We start from the raw sequence: 14,301 nt of genomic DNA on the forward strand, positions 1-14,301 counted from the left end.
CTCAGATCCAGCGCCTGACCCGCTTCGCATAGTCGCGGTACTTCTTGCCGAATTTGGCGAACAGCACCTTCTCCTCGCTCTCGATGGCGACCTTCTGCGTTGCAAATGCCGCGATCAAAGCCAGCGGCAGGAACCATACGATCCCCGAGACGAAGGCGACGCCGATCAAAAGCAGCGTGTTGGCCAGATACATCGGGTTGCGCGTCACGCCGAACGGGCCGGACGTCACCAGATGATCCGGCACGCCATTGGGGTTCATCGTCGTTTTGGCCCCGATCATGGTGCGGATAGCGGTGAACCAGAGGGCTGCGACGGCAAACAGCACCACAAAGCCGGCGGCAAACAAAAGGTCGCCCAAGAGGTCGCCGATCCAGGGCAGGGGATAGAACAGGCCGAGCGCGATGCTGATGGCAATGGCGGCGATGTAGATCAGCGGCGGCCATGGGATCAGCCGTGGTCTCGGTAGATCGGGTTTTGCCAGCCCGGGTTTTGTGAGCTTGTCGGTCATTGTTGCCCTCCCTGCGTCATCGGACTCTCCTCCGTCCTTGCGGTGCAGATGCCGGCGAGTTCACCGAGATGCGCTTTGAACTCCGGGGTCTGGTCACCATTGTAGAGCCGGTCGAATGCCGCTTCGCTTTGCAGCGTGTCCAGCATGCACACACAATAGCTGGTGCAGAACTCCGTGTCGCGCTGCTGTTCGCAGGATACCTGGCATTCCTTGAGGAAGACTACTTCCCGTGTCTCGACCGGCGCCGGCGCGATCTGCGAGAACAGCCAGACGCAGCCGAACAGCAGCGGCTGGTGGATCAGATAGAAAGCCAGGCTGTGGCGGCCGATGAAGGTGAGCGGCCTGGTCCAGCTTCCTGATCCCAGCGTGGCCAGCCGCGCCAGCAGGCCGGTGGTGGACGCAAACTTTGCCGCGGCGATGCCGAGAAGCACGGCGCCGAACCAGGGAAACAGCGGCACGTAATCGTTGGAGCGCGGGTTGATCGCCGACAGGCCGACCCACCACAGCGCCGGATGATCGAAGGCTTCGGATCGGAAATAGATCGGCCCGGCGATCACCACCGCCGCCACGACAAGCGCCAGCAAGGACGGCAGCCGCAAGAACAAAAGGCCGAGCAGGCTGGCCAGCGCGATCTGATGCAGGATGCCGAAGAAGATGAAGCTGTCCGGCGTGATGAAGTACGTGACCGCCGATATAGCGGCGGCCGCGACGGCGACCATGGCAAAGCGTTTCCAGAAGCCGGTCCAGCGGATCTGCCTGCCATGCGCGAGAAACAGGCTGACGCCGACCAGGAACAGGAAGGTCGAGGCGATGCAGCGCGCATAGATCTTCCACCAGCCGACGGCGGTGAGGCCGGGATCGGTGTAGTGGAAATTTTCGAGATCCCAGGTGAAGTGGTAGCTCGCCATGGCGATCAGCGCGATGCCGCGTACGACATCGATGGCGACGATGCGCTTCGGTTGATCTCGCTTCAGTTGATCTCCAGGGGGTGCGGTATGGATGCTCATGGTCTCGCGATCTGATTCAGCCCCCAAGACGACTATCACGGTTGCACCGGACAAAAGAAGGCCGCCCTCTACGCTCCGGGTCGCGCCGTGCGGCTGCATCGGGCGACGCTTTAGGCCAGAGCCGGAAAGCCTTTGGCCGAATTCGCTTTTTGCCGGGAAGGGGTCGGTTTCCTGTTACCGGCGGAGGAAGCGCCAGCGCAGATTTGGGCTGCGAGTCTGATTTGGGGATCAAATGTCCACCCATGTGCGCCATCCGATCTGGCTTCCGGCCCTGCGTCCGGCGGATGCCCGCACCTTTGCTTCGCTCTATGCGGTCGAATCCTTCGCCCGCGCCACGGTATCGAGCGTCATCCCGATCCAGGCCTATGAGATTCTGCACAACGAGCAGATCGTCTCGATCCTCTACACCATCGTGGCGCTGCTCGGCCTGTCGGTGACCTTGTTCATGCCGATCTTGATCCGCAGGTTTGCCCGGCGCTGGGTCTATACCGCCGGCGCCTGCCTGCTGGCGATAGGCTCGCTGTTCTTCGTCACCCACACGCTTGCCGGGCAACTGGCAGGCATGCTGTGCCGCGTCATGGGGGCGAGCGCCCTGTCGATCACGCTCAACCTCTACATCATGGACCACATCCGCAAGACCGATTTCATGCAGGCCGAATCGTTGCGCATGGCGTGGTCGATGCTGGCCTGGACCGGCGGGCCGACACTCGGCATCTTCCTCTACACACGCTACGGCATCTATGCCGCGCATGGCGCGGTCGCGGTGTTTGCGTTGGCCTTGCTGGCGCTGTTCTGGACCTACAGGCTGGGCGACAACCGGTCGATCCGGCCGGGCAAGACACGGCCGGCCAATCCGCTGGCCAATATCGGCCGCTTCGTAGCACAACCCAGGCTTAGGCTGGCCTGGCTGATCGCCTTCGGCCGCTCCTGCTTCTGGACGACGTTCTTCGTCTACGGGCCGCTGTTCATGGTGATTACCGGCGAGGGCAAGCTTGCCGGCGGCCTGCTGGTTTCGGCCGGCAATGCGCTGTTGTTCATGGCGATCTTCTGGGGCAAAGCGGGAAAACGCTTCGGCGGCCGGCGCACCATGACCTTCGCCTATTTCGCCATGTCGGCGACGCTGCTTGCGGCGGGCGCGGTCGGCACTACCGCGCCGCTGCTTACGGGCTTTTTCCTGCTCTGCGGCGCCTTCTTCACCATCGCGCTCGATGCACTGGGCTCGACCGCCTTCATGCGCTCGGTGCGGTCCTATGAGCGGGCGCAGATGGCCGCGGTCTACCGCACCTATCTCGACTTTTCCGAGCTGACGCCGCCGCTGGTCTATTCGGTGGTGCTGGCGTTTTTCGGCCTCGGCTCGGTGTTCGTGACGCTGGGCATTCTGGCCGCTGTTTGCGGCTTTATCACCTGGCGCTATCTGCCGAAGTCGCTTTAGTCGCCGATCAGGCGGTTGCCTCAAGCGCTGCATGCCGCTCGCGCACCCAGTTGTGGAAGCGGTGCAGATCGTACTCCTCCGGCATCAGCACGCCGGCCGCGTGACGCATGGAGCGCAGGCCTTTCTGGTTGATCTCGCAGATCGCGGCATCCTCCTCCAGCACCTGGGTGCCGAAGGCGACGACATTGTCGATGTCCGTCTCAGCCAGCGCCTCGGGCGCGAACAGCCATTCGGCGGTGAGTTCGGTCTGTTCGGGACCGAGCGGCATCAGTCGCACCGTCCTGACATAATCGACATGGCCGACGATGAACATCGAGGGCAGGCTGGTGGCATAGGTCTGTCCGGCCGCACGCTCGGCTGGCGTCAGGCCCGGGAAGACCGGGCCATGGGCATGTCCGTCGCGCGACCAGGTCTCGGCGCCGGCGCGCAGGCCACCCGAAAACTCCGGTGCGTCATTGTCGGCATGGCGGACCCAGTCGGGGTCGTCGTGCCGGCTCATCAGGCCGCGGCCGTATATCGGCACCAGCCGAGACAGGTCCTTGTGGACGCCTGGGCAATGCAGGCACTCGTTGAAGTTCTCCCAGAAGATTTTCCAGTTGCAGTTCATCACCTTGCGCAGGACATGGCCTGATACCAGCGTTTCCAGCGGCCAGTTGGCGAGGTCGCCGGATGCGGGATCGAAGGAGGTCTCGGCGGAGCCGGCCGTCGCCTGCTGAAGGTTCACAAAGACAAAGCCGCGCCACACCGACAGCGCCACCCGGTAGAGCGGATGATCTGCCTTGTCGAAACCATCTGGCAGCGATTTCGAGGGAACGCGCACGAGATCGCCGCGCAGCGAGTAGGACCAGGCATGGTAGGGGCAAGTGATGAGCCGCGCTTTCAGCCGGCCCTCGCTTTCCTGGCAAAGCTGCGAGCCGCGATGCCGGCAGGTGTTGTGGAAGGCGCGCAACTCGCCGGTGTCGTCGCGCAGCACGACGATTTCCTGCGTGCCGACGCGGAATGTCCTGAATGCCAAAGGCTGGGCAAGATCGGCCTCGCGGCAGACGAGCAGCCAGCTTTTGTACCAGATGGCCTCGAGATCGCGCTGGTAAGCCTCGCTATCCCAATAGCCCGATGACGGTAGCGTCGGTTCGGCCCGGCTCAGGCCGTTATAGGGGTCGCGCTCGCTCGGGTTGGGATGCATGGCTGGCTTCCTATGAAGCGTCAGCCGACACCCCGGCAAATCGTTTGTCAATCAGAGTGCCGCATTGCCGGTTGCAGGCGCGGCGCATAATCATGTCGTGGACATGGGACATTCGGAATTGGGGGGATTCGGACGTGGCCGCACGACAGATGTCGCTTACGCCGGAGCTGGTCGCGCGCTGCTGGCGCGAGATCAGGGACCCCGGGCCTGATCCGGACGCGATGCATCTCGATGAAGCCGACTATGACGCGCTTCTGGATGAATTGCAGGTCGAACTCCCGGATAGCGAACCGCTATGGCTGTTCGGCTATGGATCGCTGATCTGGAAACCGGAAATAGATTATGTCGAGGACCGCGTTGCGCTGGCGCGCGGCTGGCATCGGTCCTTTTGCATGAACATGACGCGCTGGCGCGGCACCAAGGTCAGCCCCGGCCTGATGATGGCGCTGGACCGTGGCGGACAATGCAAGGGCGTCGCCTTTCGGCTGACCGACAATAACCGGCGCGAGCAGTTGGGCCGGCTTTTCCGGCGCGAAGTCACGCTGAAGCCGACAAGCTACCGGCCGCGCATGCTGAAGCTTGCAAGCGAGGCCGGACCGCTCAGGGCATTGGCCTTCGTGATCAACCGCAACGGCCTGACCTATTCCGGCCCGCTCGACGAAGGCAAGATCGTCGAAAGGCTGGCCACGTCCTGCGGGCACTGGGGATCGGGCGCCGACTATCTCTACAACACGGTGAAAAACCTTGAAGAGCGCGGCATTCACGATCGCCATCTGTGGCGGCTGCAGCGGCTGGTTGCCGAGCGGATCACCGCGTTGAACCCGTAACGCCGCATGGCGCATTCGCGCTGTTGGCCGGCGGAATTTGGTTTGCCGGATGCGGCCGTTTCAGCCTATAGTCATGCATGTCGTCGGTTCCGTTAGGGACCAAGAGGGAATGCGGTGAGGGCTGACTTGTTGCCCAATGCCGTGGCTGCCCCCGCAACTGTGTGCGGTAGTCCTCTCCAAGCCACTGAGGATTTTTCCTCGGGAAGGTGGGGAAGGGCGCTGATCCGCGAGCCAGGAGACCTGCCGGCGACAGGGAACTGACTTCGATGCCCTCGGGTGGAGGGCGAAAGGACAAGATATGAATACCGCTTCCGTCTCCCTCGGCGCATCCGTCTCCTCGCAGTCGCGCTTCATGCAGCTCGTGCTTAGCGCGTTTCTGGGCATTTTCGTCGTCGGCGTTGTCGGTTTCTCGCATATCGATGCGGTCCACAATGCGGCGCACGACTATCGCCATTCGATGGCGTTTCCCTGCCACTGACGAGGATCTGACATCATGAACCTGTTTCGCAACGTCGTGTTCATCGCGGCGATCGCAGGGCTCGTGGCGGGTGTCGCTCTCGCCTGCATGCAGGCCTACGCCACCGTGCCGCTGATCCTCAAGGCGGAGGTCTACGAAAAGGCTGGTGGCGGCCATGAGCATCAGCATGCCGCGGCGCCCGCCGCCAACGCTGCGGACACCGATGCCATGAGCACCGCCGCGCCGGCGGAAAATGCGGTGAGCAGCGCAGCACCGGCTGAAGCAGCCGCGCCGGCGGAGGACGAAGGCTGGGCGCCGGCCGACGGCTTCGAGCGTTTCGCCTTCAGTGTCGTCGCCAATATCGTCACCGGCATCGGCTTCGCGCTGGTCCTGGTGGCGGTTTCCGAGTTCGCCGGCGGCATCGGCAGCTGGCGCCAGGGCGTGTTCTGGGGCTTGGCCGGCTTTGCCGTGTTCACGCTGGCGCCAGGCCTCGGCCTGCCGCCGGAACTGCCGGCAATGCCGGCGGCCGATCTCATGCAGCGCCAGATCTGGTGGTGGGCAACGGTGATGACAACGGCGATCGGTCTTGCCCTTATCACCTTCCGCACGTCGGCGCCCCTGACCGTGCTCGCCGTCGTCCTGATCGTCGCCCCGCATATTGTCGGCGCGCCGCAGCCTGACAGTTTCGTAACGCCGATCCCGGAGGGCCTGCATCATCAGTTCGTGGTGGCGGTGACGCTGACCAATCTGGTGTTCTGGCTGGTGCTCGGCGCAGTTGTCGGTGTAGTGCGCGCGCGCTTCGCCGGCACCGCGACCAGCCTGCGCGACAGCTTTGCCTGATCGCAGTTTGACCTTCATCATCGGCGGTGCGCGCTCCGGCAAGAGCGCGCATGCCGAAACTTTGGCGACGGCGTTGCTGCCGCCATGGGCTTATATCGCCACCGCGCTAGCCTATGACGGCGAAATGCGCGAGCGCATCGCGCAGCACCGCTCGCGCCGTGGCGAGGGGTGGGCGACCATCGACGCCCCGCTTGATCTTGCAGGTGCGCTCGAGGCATTGCCGGACAACCAGCCGGTGCTTGTCGACTGCCTGACGCTTTGGCTAACCAATCATATGCTGGCCGATCATGATCTGGAGGGGGAGTGCCGGCGGCTGGCCGATGTGCTTTCGCGGCCGCGCGGACCGTGGTTCGTGGTCTCCAACGAAGTCGGACAAGGCATCGTGCCCGACAATGCGCTGGCACGCCGGTTCCGCGATGCCGCCGGCCGGCTCAACCAGCAGATCGCGGTCGTAGCTGATATGGTGCTTCTGATGGTGGCGGGGCTGCCGCTCAAGGTGAAATGAGATGACCGATATCGACACAAAAGACGAAGAGCGCCATCGCGCCAAGATGGCCAAGCGCAAGGCGGTGCAGGACGCCGAGGTCGCGGAAAAGACGGTCGAGAAGGGGCTGCTGATCGTCAACACCGGACCCGGCAAGGGCAAGACCACGGCTGCCTTCGGGCTGGCGCTGCGCATGCTCGGCTATGGCAAGCGCGTCGGAATGGTCCAGTTCATCAAGGGCAAATGGCACACCGGCGAGAAGGATGCCTTCGCGGCGTTTGGCGACCGCGTCGTCTGGCACACGATGGGCGAGGGTTTCACCTGGGAGACGCAGGATCTGAAGCGCGACATTAAGGCGGCCGAAGCCGCCTGGGCCAAGGCGCTGGAACTGATCGCCGATCCCTCGATCAGCCTCGTCGTGCTGGACGAACTGAACATCGCGCTGCGTTACGACTATCTCGATCTCGACAGAGTGGTGGCGGCGCTGAAAGCGCGGCGCGAAGGTCTGCATGTCGTCGTCACCGGCCGCAACGCCAAGCCGGCGCTGGTCGAGGCGGCCGACCTCGTCACCGAGATGGGCGTGACCAAGCATCATTTTTCGGCCGGCGTGAAGGCACAGCAGGGGATTGAGTTCTGAGGGGCTATCCTCACCTTTTACCCTCCCCCTTGTGGGGAGGGTCGATCCGCGAAGCGGAGCGGGGTGGGGGTCCTCGTAGGGCGCAGTCCCCCGCCCCGGCGCTTCGCGCCGACCCTCCCCACAAGGGGGAGGGTAAAGGAAGGGCGACGGTAAGCTCTCAGGACGTTACCGCGATAAGCACCGCCGACAGCAACCCGAACAGCCCAATCAGCAGATAGTCGGCGACCTGATAAAGTTTCAGCGCCCGCCTGATGTCCAGACTTTCCGCCTCGCGGCGGCCGCCTTCGCCCATGAAGGCATCGTTGACGACAACGCCGCCATAGCTGCGCGGGCCGGCGAGCGCCAGGCCGAGTGCGCCGGCCATTGCTGCTTCCGGCCAACCGGCATTGGGTGAGCGGTGCTTTTTGGCGTCGCGCCGCACTGCTTGCCAGGCGTTGCGGGGATCGGCGCCGTCAACGAGAAAGGCGGCGGCAACGATCAGCAACGCGGTCAGCCGGGACGCCGGCAGGTTGATCCAGTCGTCGAAGAGTGCCGCCGCGCGGCCGAAGGCCTCGTGGTGCGGGGTGCGGTGGCCGATCATCGAATCGGCGGTGTTGGCGGCCTTGTAGGCGACGCCGCCGGCCAGACCGCAGACACCTGTCCAGAAGGCGGGCGCAACGATGCCGTCGGAGAAATTCTCGGCCAGGCTTTCGATGGCGGCGCGGCTGACGCCGGCATGGTCGAGCTTCTCGGGATCGCGGCCGACGATGCGCGCAACCGCGATGCGGCCGAGCGCCAGCCCGCCGGTATCCAGCGAATCGGCCACCGCCTCGACATGTTCGGTAAGGCTCTTTTGCGACAGCAGCGACGAGGCCAGGATTGCCGTGATGATCATGCCGGCAGGAAAGAGCTGCCAGAGCAGGATTTGCACGATGAAGGCGATTGCCGCCGGCACCAGCACGATCACCAGCAGCGCCTGCACGCCGCGGCGGCGACGCAGCGCGTCGGAATCAGTGTCGCGGTTGAGCCTGTGGTCGAGAAAGGCTATCAGCCTGCCGAACCAGGTGACGGGATGGCCGACGGCACGGAACAGCCAGTCCGGGTAACCCAGGATGCGTTCGATGGCCAGCGACAGGAAAGCGATCAGGATCGACATGAAGCTTTCTGATGGAGCGATTACTGTGGTGGATCACGGTGGATCCCTTGGCCGGGCGAGGGCGCTCTTCCCTCACGCGCCACAACCTTTCGTCGATCTCTCGACAGGTATCAATCCGCACTCCTACCCGCTTTTCGAGCTGCCCGCCACCGCCCTGTCACGATTGCCGGAGGCCGCGCGCCTGCGTGAGCTGGCCAGGGTCGCGGCCGGCGCCTATGGCGCGCCTTCGGCCGAGAATGTGGCGGTCGCCCCGGGCACGCAGATCCTGCTGCCGCGCGTCGCCTCGCTGGTCAGCCCCGGCAAGGCGCTGGTGCTCGGGCCGACCTATGCCGAGCATGCCAGGGCCGCCGCGATTGCCGGCCATGCGGTGGCGGAGGTCGACGATTTCGAGGCGCTTGCGGGAGCCGAAATTGCCATCGTCGTCAATCCCAACAATCCCGACGGACGCGTCGTGTCGCGTGAAAGGCTGCTGCGGCTTGCCGAGGCAATGCGCGCCAAGGGCGGGCTGCTGGTCGTGGACGAGGCTTTCATGGATGTCGGCCCGCACGCGGAAGGCCTGGCCGGCGATGTCGGGCAGGGCGGCATCGTCGTGCTGCGCTCCTTCGGCAAGTTCTTTGGCCTTGCCGGCCTGCGGCTCGGTTTTGCGCTTTCCGACACGCTGACGGTCGAAAGGCTGGAGACGCAATTCGGACCTTGGGCCGTCGCCGGTCCGGCACTGGAGTACGGCATCCGCGCGCTTGCCGACAGCGGCTGGCAGGCCGACATGTGCTGCCGGCTGGCCGAAGATGCCGCGCGACTCGACGCACTGTTCGGTCGGTTTGGCATTCCCGTCGCCGGCGGCACGACGCTGTTTCGCTATCTGCGATTTGCCGATGCGCCCGGTCTGTTTTCGGCGCTTGGCGAGTGCGGCATCCTGCTCCGGCATTTTTCCGACCGCCCACAGGTGCTGCGCGCGGGACTGCCTGGACGTCAGGAGGAATGGCAGCGGCTTGAATCTGCGCTTGCTGACTGGGCCGCACGGCGCGACGATGGCGCCAGGGAGATCGCGCAATGATCCATGTCTGTTCGCTGGCCAAGCTCGAGGAGACGGTGGCCAGAAGCGGCGCCGAGCGCGTGCTGTCGCTGCTTGCCGCCGGCACCGAGGTGGCACGGCCGGCCTCGATCGCCAGGGAAAACCATCTGCATCTGGTCATGCACGACATTGCGGTGGCGCAGGACGGCATGACCATGCCGGGCGAAGACCATGTGCGCAATCTGCTCGATTTCGCCCGCCGATGGGACCGTGCGAAGCCCATGGTCGTGCATTGCTACGCCGGCATCAGCCGCTCGACCGCCTCGGCCTACATCATCGCGGCGGCGCTCGCCCCGAAGCGCGACGAGTCCGAATTGGCTCGGACGTTGCGAAAGCTTTCGCCCTCGGCGACGCCCAATCCACGGTTGATCGCCGTCGCGGATGCTCTGCTCTCACGACAAGGCCGCATGATCGAAGCGATCGAGGCGATCGGACGCGGCGCCGATGCTTTTGAGGGTACGCCTTTCGTGTTGAAGATCGACGGCTAAGGCGGCCCGCTATGCCAGCCAGTCGGCAAGCTTCGCCTTGCGCACATCCTTCAACAGGGTGATGAAGCCGTCGGCCTGATGCTCCGCCGTCAGTCGGCCTTTCTCGGCCGTGGCAATGCTGGCATCGCCGACCACGCCGTTGGGGTTGAGATCCCCAGCGATCCAGGCGAAAGCGTGCGTTCCGGTGTGGCGCAGCAGCGCAAATTCGGTTTCGGCGCGGGCGACCTTGGAGGCGAAATTGTCGGCCTTGGCCATGTCGACTAACTCCGGGCGAAAATGCAGCATCAACGAGGTCTCGACGTCGCCGCCATGGATGCCATGGCGGTCTTCCAGCTCGGTGTACATGCCGGCGGGGCGGCCGAAGCGCTGCCAGCTGGTCTTCACCGCCAGCATCCTCTCACGCACGCGCAGCTCGCGCGTGACGATGCCCATGATCTCTTCATTGCCGCCATGCGAGTTGACGACGATCAGTTTCCTTACGCCTGCGCGGGCAACGGACAGGCCAAGCTCGGTCCAGGCATCAACCAGGGTGGCCGCCGGCAGGGTGAGCGTGCCCGGCGCCTGCAGATGCTCGTTCGACTTGCCGACCGTTTGGACCGGCAGGAAGCGGATGTCGAGATCGCCGGGCAGGCGGGCGATGACCGTCTCCAGCATGCCGTTCATGATCGAGGTATCGGTTGATACAGGCAGATGGGGGCCGTGCTGCTCGATCGCCGCCACCGGCAGCACGGCAATCGTCGCCTCCGGATCGATCGCGGCGTATTCGGTGGTCCGGTAGTCGCCCCACCAAACGCGTCTGTTTGCAACGGTCATGTCATGCCTCTTGACTGTGAGGGAGACCTAGCGCGCCAAACGTCGCCTGTCGATCACCCAGCCGCAATCGCCTCGACCTCGACCTTGAACTCCGGCCGCGCAAAGCCTGACACGATCATCAGCGTCGAGGCGGGCGCGGGGCTGGCAAACAAGCGGTCGCGGACGTCCATATAGGGCCGCAGAAAGGCGCGGTCGGTGACGTAGGCGTTTATGCGCACGATGTCGCCTAGCCCCAGCCCGGCTTCAGCCAGAATCGCCGCTATGTTTTGAAAGCAGAGCTCGGCCTGCGCGCCGGCATCCTCGGGGATCTGGTCGTCCGCCGTGATGGCGACCTGGCCGGAGCACAGAACCAGCCGCTTGCCTGGCGGCACCTCGACGCCGTGGCTGTAGCGGGCGAAAGGCGGCTTGATCGACTTCGGCGCGAGGTATCTGAACATGGCAATCTCCTGTCTGCGAGACCAGCCTAAGACGTGACCGATAGTACGTTCAAGATGTGGTGCATGGCACAAGGGCGATTGTGGACAGGCGTCCAAAAAATAGGCACGATGCCTCCCGCACAGCATGGCCCCGTCCGGTCTTGGCAATGATCGCCGCGAGAAGCAGGCGGTCCGGGCGGTGGCATGTGTCTTGCTTCTTGGATCAATGGTGTCGAGCCCGGCGCGTGACGCTCCGGAGCCAACAAAGGGTGGTGTCGATGTACGGAAAACAGAAGATTTCAGCGCTTGCGGTCGCGCTGCTTGGAGCCGGCACGTTCGGCGCGGCAGCAAACGAGAAGGTCACCTTCGGCACCAACTGGCTGGCCGAGCCCGAGCATGGCGGCTACTACCAGGCCGTCGCCGACGGCACCTACGCTGCATGTGGCCTCGACGTGACGATTTCGCAGGGAGGTCCGCAGGTCAGCGGGCGGCCGCTGCTGCTGGCCGGCAAGCTCGATTTCTACATGGGCGGCAATCTGCTGTCGGCTTTCGACGCCGTCCAGCAGGGCATCCCGATGCGCGTCGTCGCCGCCGATTTCCAGAAGGACCCTCAAGTCATCATGTCCCACCCGGGGCAGGGGCTGGACAAGTGGGAGGATTTGAAGAACGCCGACCGGTACATTCTCGGCGACGAGGGCGTCCAGACCTTCTTCCAGTGGATGGTCATCGAACTCGGTTTCGATGCCGCCAAGCGCGTGCCCTACACCTACAACACCGCTCCATTCCTGGCCAACAAGAAGTCGATCCAGCAGGGTTACGTCACCTCGGAACCTTTTGCGGTCAAGAAGGAAGGCGGCTTCGTGCCCAACCAGTTCCTGCTCGCCGACTATGGCTGGGACACCTATTCGACGACGATCGAGGTGATGCAGGACACGATCGACAAGCGGCCGGAGGTGGTCCAGTGCTTCGTCGATGGCTCGGCCAAGGGCTGGTACAACTACCTCTACGGCGACAACAAGGCCGCCAACGAGATGATCAAGAAAGACAATCCCGACATGAGCGACGAGCAGATTGCCTTCTCGATCGAGCAGATGAAGAAGTTCGGCCTGGCCGATTCCGGCGACACCGAAAAGCTCGGCATCGGCGCCATGAACGAAGACCGGATCAAGAGCTTCTATGACAAGATGGTCAAGGCCAAGGTCACGCCCGAGGGCATCGATATCAAGAAGGCCTATACGCTGGCCTTCATCAACAAAGGTGTCGGAATCGAGCTGAAGAAGTAATCGTGAAGCTGGAAAAGATGGCGCAGGCGCCCATGACGGCATCGGGTGAAGGCCCGATGCTGCTGACGCTGCGCCATGTCGGCAAGGTGTTTTCCAATGGCGTGACTGCATTGAGCGACGTCGATCTCGCCATCCGCGAGGGCGATTTTGTCAGCCTGCTCGGGCCGTCCGGCTGCGGCAAGTCGACGGCGTTGAGGCTGATCGCGGGCCTGTCGACGCCGACATCCGGTCAGCTCGACTGGGGCGGTTCGATCGACCGCGCCAATATCGGCTTCGTCTTCCAGGAACCGACGCTGCTGCCTTGGGCCGATGTCTTCGACAATGTCTGGCTGCCGCTCAGGCTGAAAGGCGTGTCGCGTGCCAAGGCGGCGCCGGTGGTGACGGAGATGCTGGAGCGGGTGCACCTGACCGGTTTCGAAAACGCCGTGCCGCGCGAGCTTTCCGGCGGGATGAAGATGCGCGTCTCGATCGCACGCGCGATGGTGACGAAGCCGCGCATTCTGTTGATGGACGAGCCGTTCGCCGCCCTCGACGAGATCACCCGCTTCAAGCTCAACAACGACCTTCTGGAGCTGTGGCAGGACGAGCGCTTCACCGTCGTCTTCGTCACCCACAGCGTCTTCGAAAGCGTGTTCCTGTCCAACCGCGTCGTCGTCATGGCGGCGCGGCCGGGCCGCGTCCATGCCGAGCTTGCCATCGACGCCTCCTATCCGCGAGACGAGGTTTTCCGCACTTCGCCCGACTATGCCGCGCTCTGCCGCCAGGCCTCGGACATCCTGGTCAACGCCATCAACACATCAGCCGGACCGCACCATGACGGCCATTGACCAGAATGCCGCAACGCTCGACGCGGAAGAGGCGGGCCGCGTACGCCAGGAGCGGCTGGAGCGGATCGGCCGGTGGGTCTTGCCTTTGGCGATCATGATCCTGGCGATCTGGCTGTGGGACCGCATTTGCGTGTGGAACGCGATCCCGCAATATATCCTGCCGCGCCCCGGCGTGGTGCTGTGGACGCTCTATAGCGATGCGGGGCTCCTGTTCTCCGCGCTGCTGGTCACGTTGCGCATAACCTTTCTCAGCCTGCTGCTCGCGGTCGTCGGCGGCGTCGGACTGGCGGTGCTGTTTGCGCAATCGAAATGGGTGGAGATGTCGTTCTTTCCCTTCGCCATCGTGCTGCAGGTAACACCGATCGTGGCGGTCTTCCCGCTCATCAACATCTATGTGGACAACCAGACGGTGAAGCTTTTGCTTTGCGCCTGGATCGTCGCGTTCTTCCCGATCCTGTCCAACACCACGCTCGGCCTCAATTCGGTCGACCGCAATCTGCGCGACATGTTCAAGCTCAACGGCGCGACGCGCTGGCAGCAATTGCGCTATCTCAGACTGCCGGCGGCCATGCCGTATTTTCTAGGAGGCTTGAAGATAGCCGGCGGCCTGTCGCTGATCGGCGCCGTGGTGGCCGAGTTCGTCGCCGGCGCGCAGGGGCAGTCGTCGGGGCTGGCGTCGCGCATCATCGAGGCCGGCTACCGCCTCAACGCGCCAAGGCTGTTCGCGGCGCTGATCCTGATCTCGCTCACCGGCATATTGATCTTCCTGGTGCTGTCGCTGGTGTCGCATCTCATCCTGCGCCGCTGGCACGAGAGCGCGCTGAAGCAGGAGCGGTAGGGGGTTGGGTGACGTGATTGAGATGCTGGCGCGAAACACCCCCCTCTGGCCTGC

17 protein-coding genes and 1 riboswitch are annotated in these 14,301 nt (G+C 64.1%); of the genes, 11 read left to right on the forward strand and 6 right to left on the reverse strand.

Annotated features, from left to right (window positions below):
- Nucleotide 1 precedes the first annotated feature (1 nt).
- Nucleotides 2-508, reverse strand: coding sequence for a methyltransferase family protein (locus ACYG9R_RS22750; RefSeq protein ID WP_031199065.1), 507 nt, complete (start codon nucleotides 506-508; stop codon nucleotides 2-4).
- Nucleotides 505-1,515 carry a heparan-alpha-glucosaminide N-acetyltransferase gene (locus ACYG9R_RS22755; protein ID WP_023733796.1) on the reverse strand — a complete coding sequence of 337 codons (1,011 nt, stop codon included), beginning with the start codon at nucleotides 1,513-1,515 and terminating at the stop codon, nucleotides 505-507. The genes ACYG9R_RS22750 and ACYG9R_RS22755 overlap by 4 nt, the downstream gene beginning before the upstream one ends.
- Nucleotides 1,516-1,747: 232 nt before the next feature.
- On the opposite strand from ACYG9R_RS22755, the gene ACYG9R_RS22760 reads away from it, so the two are divergent.
- Nucleotides 1,748-2,947, forward strand: coding sequence for an MFS transporter (locus tag ACYG9R_RS22760; RefSeq protein ID WP_023710815.1), 1,200 nt, complete (start codon nucleotides 1,748-1,750; stop codon nucleotides 2,945-2,947).
- Nucleotides 2,948-2,954: 7 nt separating this feature from the next.
- Here ACYG9R_RS22760 and ACYG9R_RS22765 read toward each other — a convergent pair whose 3' ends face one another.
- Entirely contained in the window at nucleotides 2,955-4,130 is a 1,176-nt protein-coding gene (locus tag ACYG9R_RS22765) for an aromatic ring-hydroxylating oxygenase subunit alpha (protein ID WP_023823096.1), read from the reverse strand.
- A 134-nt stretch (nucleotides 4,131-4,264) separates the two neighbouring features.
- Between ACYG9R_RS22765 and ACYG9R_RS22770 the strand changes: the two genes are divergently transcribed.
- The 5 genes from ACYG9R_RS22770 to cobO all read left to right on the forward strand — a co-directional run bounded on the left by ACYG9R_RS22770 (nucleotide 4,265) and on the right by cobO (nucleotide 7,375).
- Complete coding sequence (locus ACYG9R_RS22770) at nucleotides 4,265-4,957, forward strand: gamma-glutamylcyclotransferase (protein ID WP_031199063.1); 693 nt, start codon at nucleotides 4,265-4,267, stop codon at nucleotides 4,955-4,957.
- Between the two features lie 67 nt (nucleotides 4,958-5,024).
- Nucleotides 5,025-5,219, forward strand: a riboswitch (cobalamin riboswitch).
- A gap of 36 nt (nucleotides 5,220-5,255) precedes the next feature.
- The gene (locus ACYG9R_RS22775) at nucleotides 5,256-5,435 is read left to right on the forward strand and encodes a CbtB domain-containing protein (protein ID WP_023670784.1); all 180 of its coding nucleotides are present in this window, start codon (nucleotides 5,256-5,258) and stop codon (nucleotides 5,433-5,435) included.
- Nucleotides 5,436-5,450: 15 nt separating this feature from the next.
- Nucleotides 5,451-6,254, forward strand: coding sequence for a CbtA family protein (locus ACYG9R_RS22780; protein WP_023670783.1), 804 nt, complete (start codon nucleotides 5,451-5,453; stop codon nucleotides 6,252-6,254).
- Nucleotides 6,247-6,759 (forward strand): bifunctional adenosylcobinamide kinase/adenosylcobinamide-phosphate guanylyltransferase, encoded by a 513-nt coding sequence (gene cobU / locus ACYG9R_RS22785; RefSeq protein WP_023710812.1) that lies wholly within the window; start codon nucleotides 6,247-6,249, stop codon nucleotides 6,757-6,759. The genes ACYG9R_RS22780 and cobU overlap by 8 nt, the downstream gene beginning before the upstream one ends.
- 1 nt (nucleotide 6,760) lies before the next feature.
- A complete protein-coding gene (gene cobO, locus ACYG9R_RS22790) occupies nucleotides 6,761-7,375 on the forward strand; it encodes a cob(I)yrinic acid a,c-diamide adenosyltransferase (RefSeq protein WP_023706118.1) in 615 nt (204 codons plus the stop codon).
- 157 nt (nucleotides 7,376-7,532) lie between these two features.
- Here the strand turns inward: cobO and cbiB are convergent, their stop codons facing one another.
- A complete protein-coding gene (gene cbiB, locus ACYG9R_RS22795) occupies nucleotides 7,533-8,510 on the reverse strand; it encodes an adenosylcobinamide-phosphate synthase CbiB (protein ID WP_023823095.1) in 978 nt (325 codons plus the stop codon).
- Here cbiB and cobD point away from each other — a divergent pair.
- Both cobD and ACYG9R_RS22805 read left to right on the forward strand, forming a co-directional pair.
- Nucleotides 8,509-9,564, forward strand: a complete 1,056-nt coding sequence (gene cobD, locus ACYG9R_RS22800; RefSeq protein WP_023823094.1) for a threonine-phosphate decarboxylase CobD — start codon at nucleotides 8,509-8,511, stop codon at nucleotides 9,562-9,564. The two genes, cbiB and cobD, sit on opposite strands and share 2 nt — an antisense overlap.
- Complete coding sequence (locus tag ACYG9R_RS22805; protein ID WP_023823093.1) at nucleotides 9,561-10,070, forward strand: tyrosine phosphatase family protein; 510 nt, start codon at nucleotides 9,561-9,563, stop codon at nucleotides 10,068-10,070. Before cobD ends, ACYG9R_RS22805 begins: the two co-directional genes overlap by 4 nt.
- Before the next feature lie 9 nt (nucleotides 10,071-10,079).
- Here the strand turns inward: ACYG9R_RS22805 and ACYG9R_RS22810 are convergent, their stop codons facing one another.
- Nucleotides 10,080-10,883, reverse strand: coding sequence for a creatininase family protein (locus ACYG9R_RS22810; protein ID WP_023823092.1), 804 nt, complete (start codon nucleotides 10,881-10,883; stop codon nucleotides 10,080-10,082).
- A gap of 53 nt (nucleotides 10,884-10,936) precedes the next feature.
- Nucleotides 10,937-11,320 carry a RidA family protein gene (locus ACYG9R_RS22815; protein WP_023670775.1) on the reverse strand — a complete coding sequence of 128 codons (384 nt, stop codon included), beginning with the start codon at nucleotides 11,318-11,320 and terminating at the stop codon, nucleotides 10,937-10,939.
- A 257-nt stretch (nucleotides 11,321-11,577) separates the two neighbouring features.
- On the opposite strand from ACYG9R_RS22815, the gene ACYG9R_RS22820 reads away from it, so the two are divergent.
- Genes ACYG9R_RS22820 through ACYG9R_RS22830 form a run of 3 tightly spaced genes read left to right on the forward strand, consistent with a single transcriptional unit; the run spans nucleotide 11,578 to nucleotide 14,247 of the window.
- The gene (locus ACYG9R_RS22820; RefSeq protein WP_023823091.1) at nucleotides 11,578-12,582 is read left to right on the forward strand and encodes an ABC transporter substrate-binding protein; all 1,005 of its coding nucleotides are present in this window, start codon (nucleotides 11,578-11,580) and stop codon (nucleotides 12,580-12,582) included.
- A gap of 2 nt (nucleotides 12,583-12,584) precedes the next feature.
- The gene (locus ACYG9R_RS22825) at nucleotides 12,585-13,409 is read left to right on the forward strand and encodes an ABC transporter ATP-binding protein (RefSeq protein ID WP_023706113.1); all 825 of its coding nucleotides are present in this window, start codon (nucleotides 12,585-12,587) and stop codon (nucleotides 13,407-13,409) included.
- A complete protein-coding gene (locus ACYG9R_RS22830; protein WP_023670772.1) occupies nucleotides 13,396-14,247 on the forward strand; it encodes an ABC transporter permease in 852 nt (283 codons plus the stop codon). The genes ACYG9R_RS22825 and ACYG9R_RS22830 overlap by 14 nt, the downstream gene beginning before the upstream one ends.
- The last annotated feature ends 54 nt before the right edge of the window (nucleotides 14,248-14,301 follow it).

The organism is Mesorhizobium sp. RSR565B (assembly GCF_054719465.1).

Bases quoted from the DNA above. Each gene is read 5' to 3' on its own strand.
- cobO (WP_023706118.1), top strand. From the start codon at position 6,761: ATGACCGATATCGACACAAAAGACGAAGAGCGCCATCGCGCCAAGATG.
- ACYG9R_RS22750 (WP_031199065.1), bottom strand. From the start codon at position 508: ATGACCGACAAGCTCACAAAACCCGGGCTGGCAAAACCCGATCTACCG.
- ACYG9R_RS22805 (WP_023823093.1), top strand. From the start codon at position 9,561: ATGATCCATGTCTGTTCGCTGGCCAAGCTCGAGGAGACGGTGGCCAGA.
- ACYG9R_RS22810 (WP_023823092.1), bottom strand. From the start codon at position 10,883: ATGACCGTTGCAAACAGACGCGTTTGGTGGGGCGACTACCGGACCACC.
- ACYG9R_RS22820 (WP_023823091.1), top strand. From the start codon at position 11,578: ATGTACGGAAAACAGAAGATTTCAGCGCTTGCGGTCGCGCTGCTTGGA.
- ACYG9R_RS22765 (WP_023823096.1), bottom strand. From the start codon at position 4,130: ATGCATCCCAACCCGAGCGAGCGCGACCCCTATAACGGCCTGAGCCGG.
- ACYG9R_RS22830 (WP_023670772.1), top strand. From the start codon at position 13,396: ATGACGGCCATTGACCAGAATGCCGCAACGCTCGACGCGGAAGAGGCG.
- ACYG9R_RS22815 (WP_023670775.1), bottom strand. From the start codon at position 11,320: ATGTTCAGATACCTCGCGCCGAAGTCGATCAAGCCGCCTTTCGCCCGC.
- ACYG9R_RS22780 (WP_023670783.1), top strand. From the start codon at position 5,451: ATGAACCTGTTTCGCAACGTCGTGTTCATCGCGGCGATCGCAGGGCTC.
- ACYG9R_RS22775 (WP_023670784.1), top strand. From the start codon at position 5,256: ATGAATACCGCTTCCGTCTCCCTCGGCGCATCCGTCTCCTCGCAGTCG.
- cobD (WP_023823094.1), top strand. From the start codon at position 8,509: ATGAAGCTTTCTGATGGAGCGATTACTGTGGTGGATCACGGTGGATCC.
- cbiB (WP_023823095.1), bottom strand. From the start codon at position 8,510: ATGTCGATCCTGATCGCTTTCCTGTCGCTGGCCATCGAACGCATCCTG.
- ACYG9R_RS22755 (WP_023733796.1), bottom strand. From the start codon at position 1,515: ATGAGCATCCATACCGCACCCCCTGGAGATCAACTGAAGCGAGATCAA.
- ACYG9R_RS22760 (WP_023710815.1), top strand. From the start codon at position 1,748: ATGTCCACCCATGTGCGCCATCCGATCTGGCTTCCGGCCCTGCGTCCG.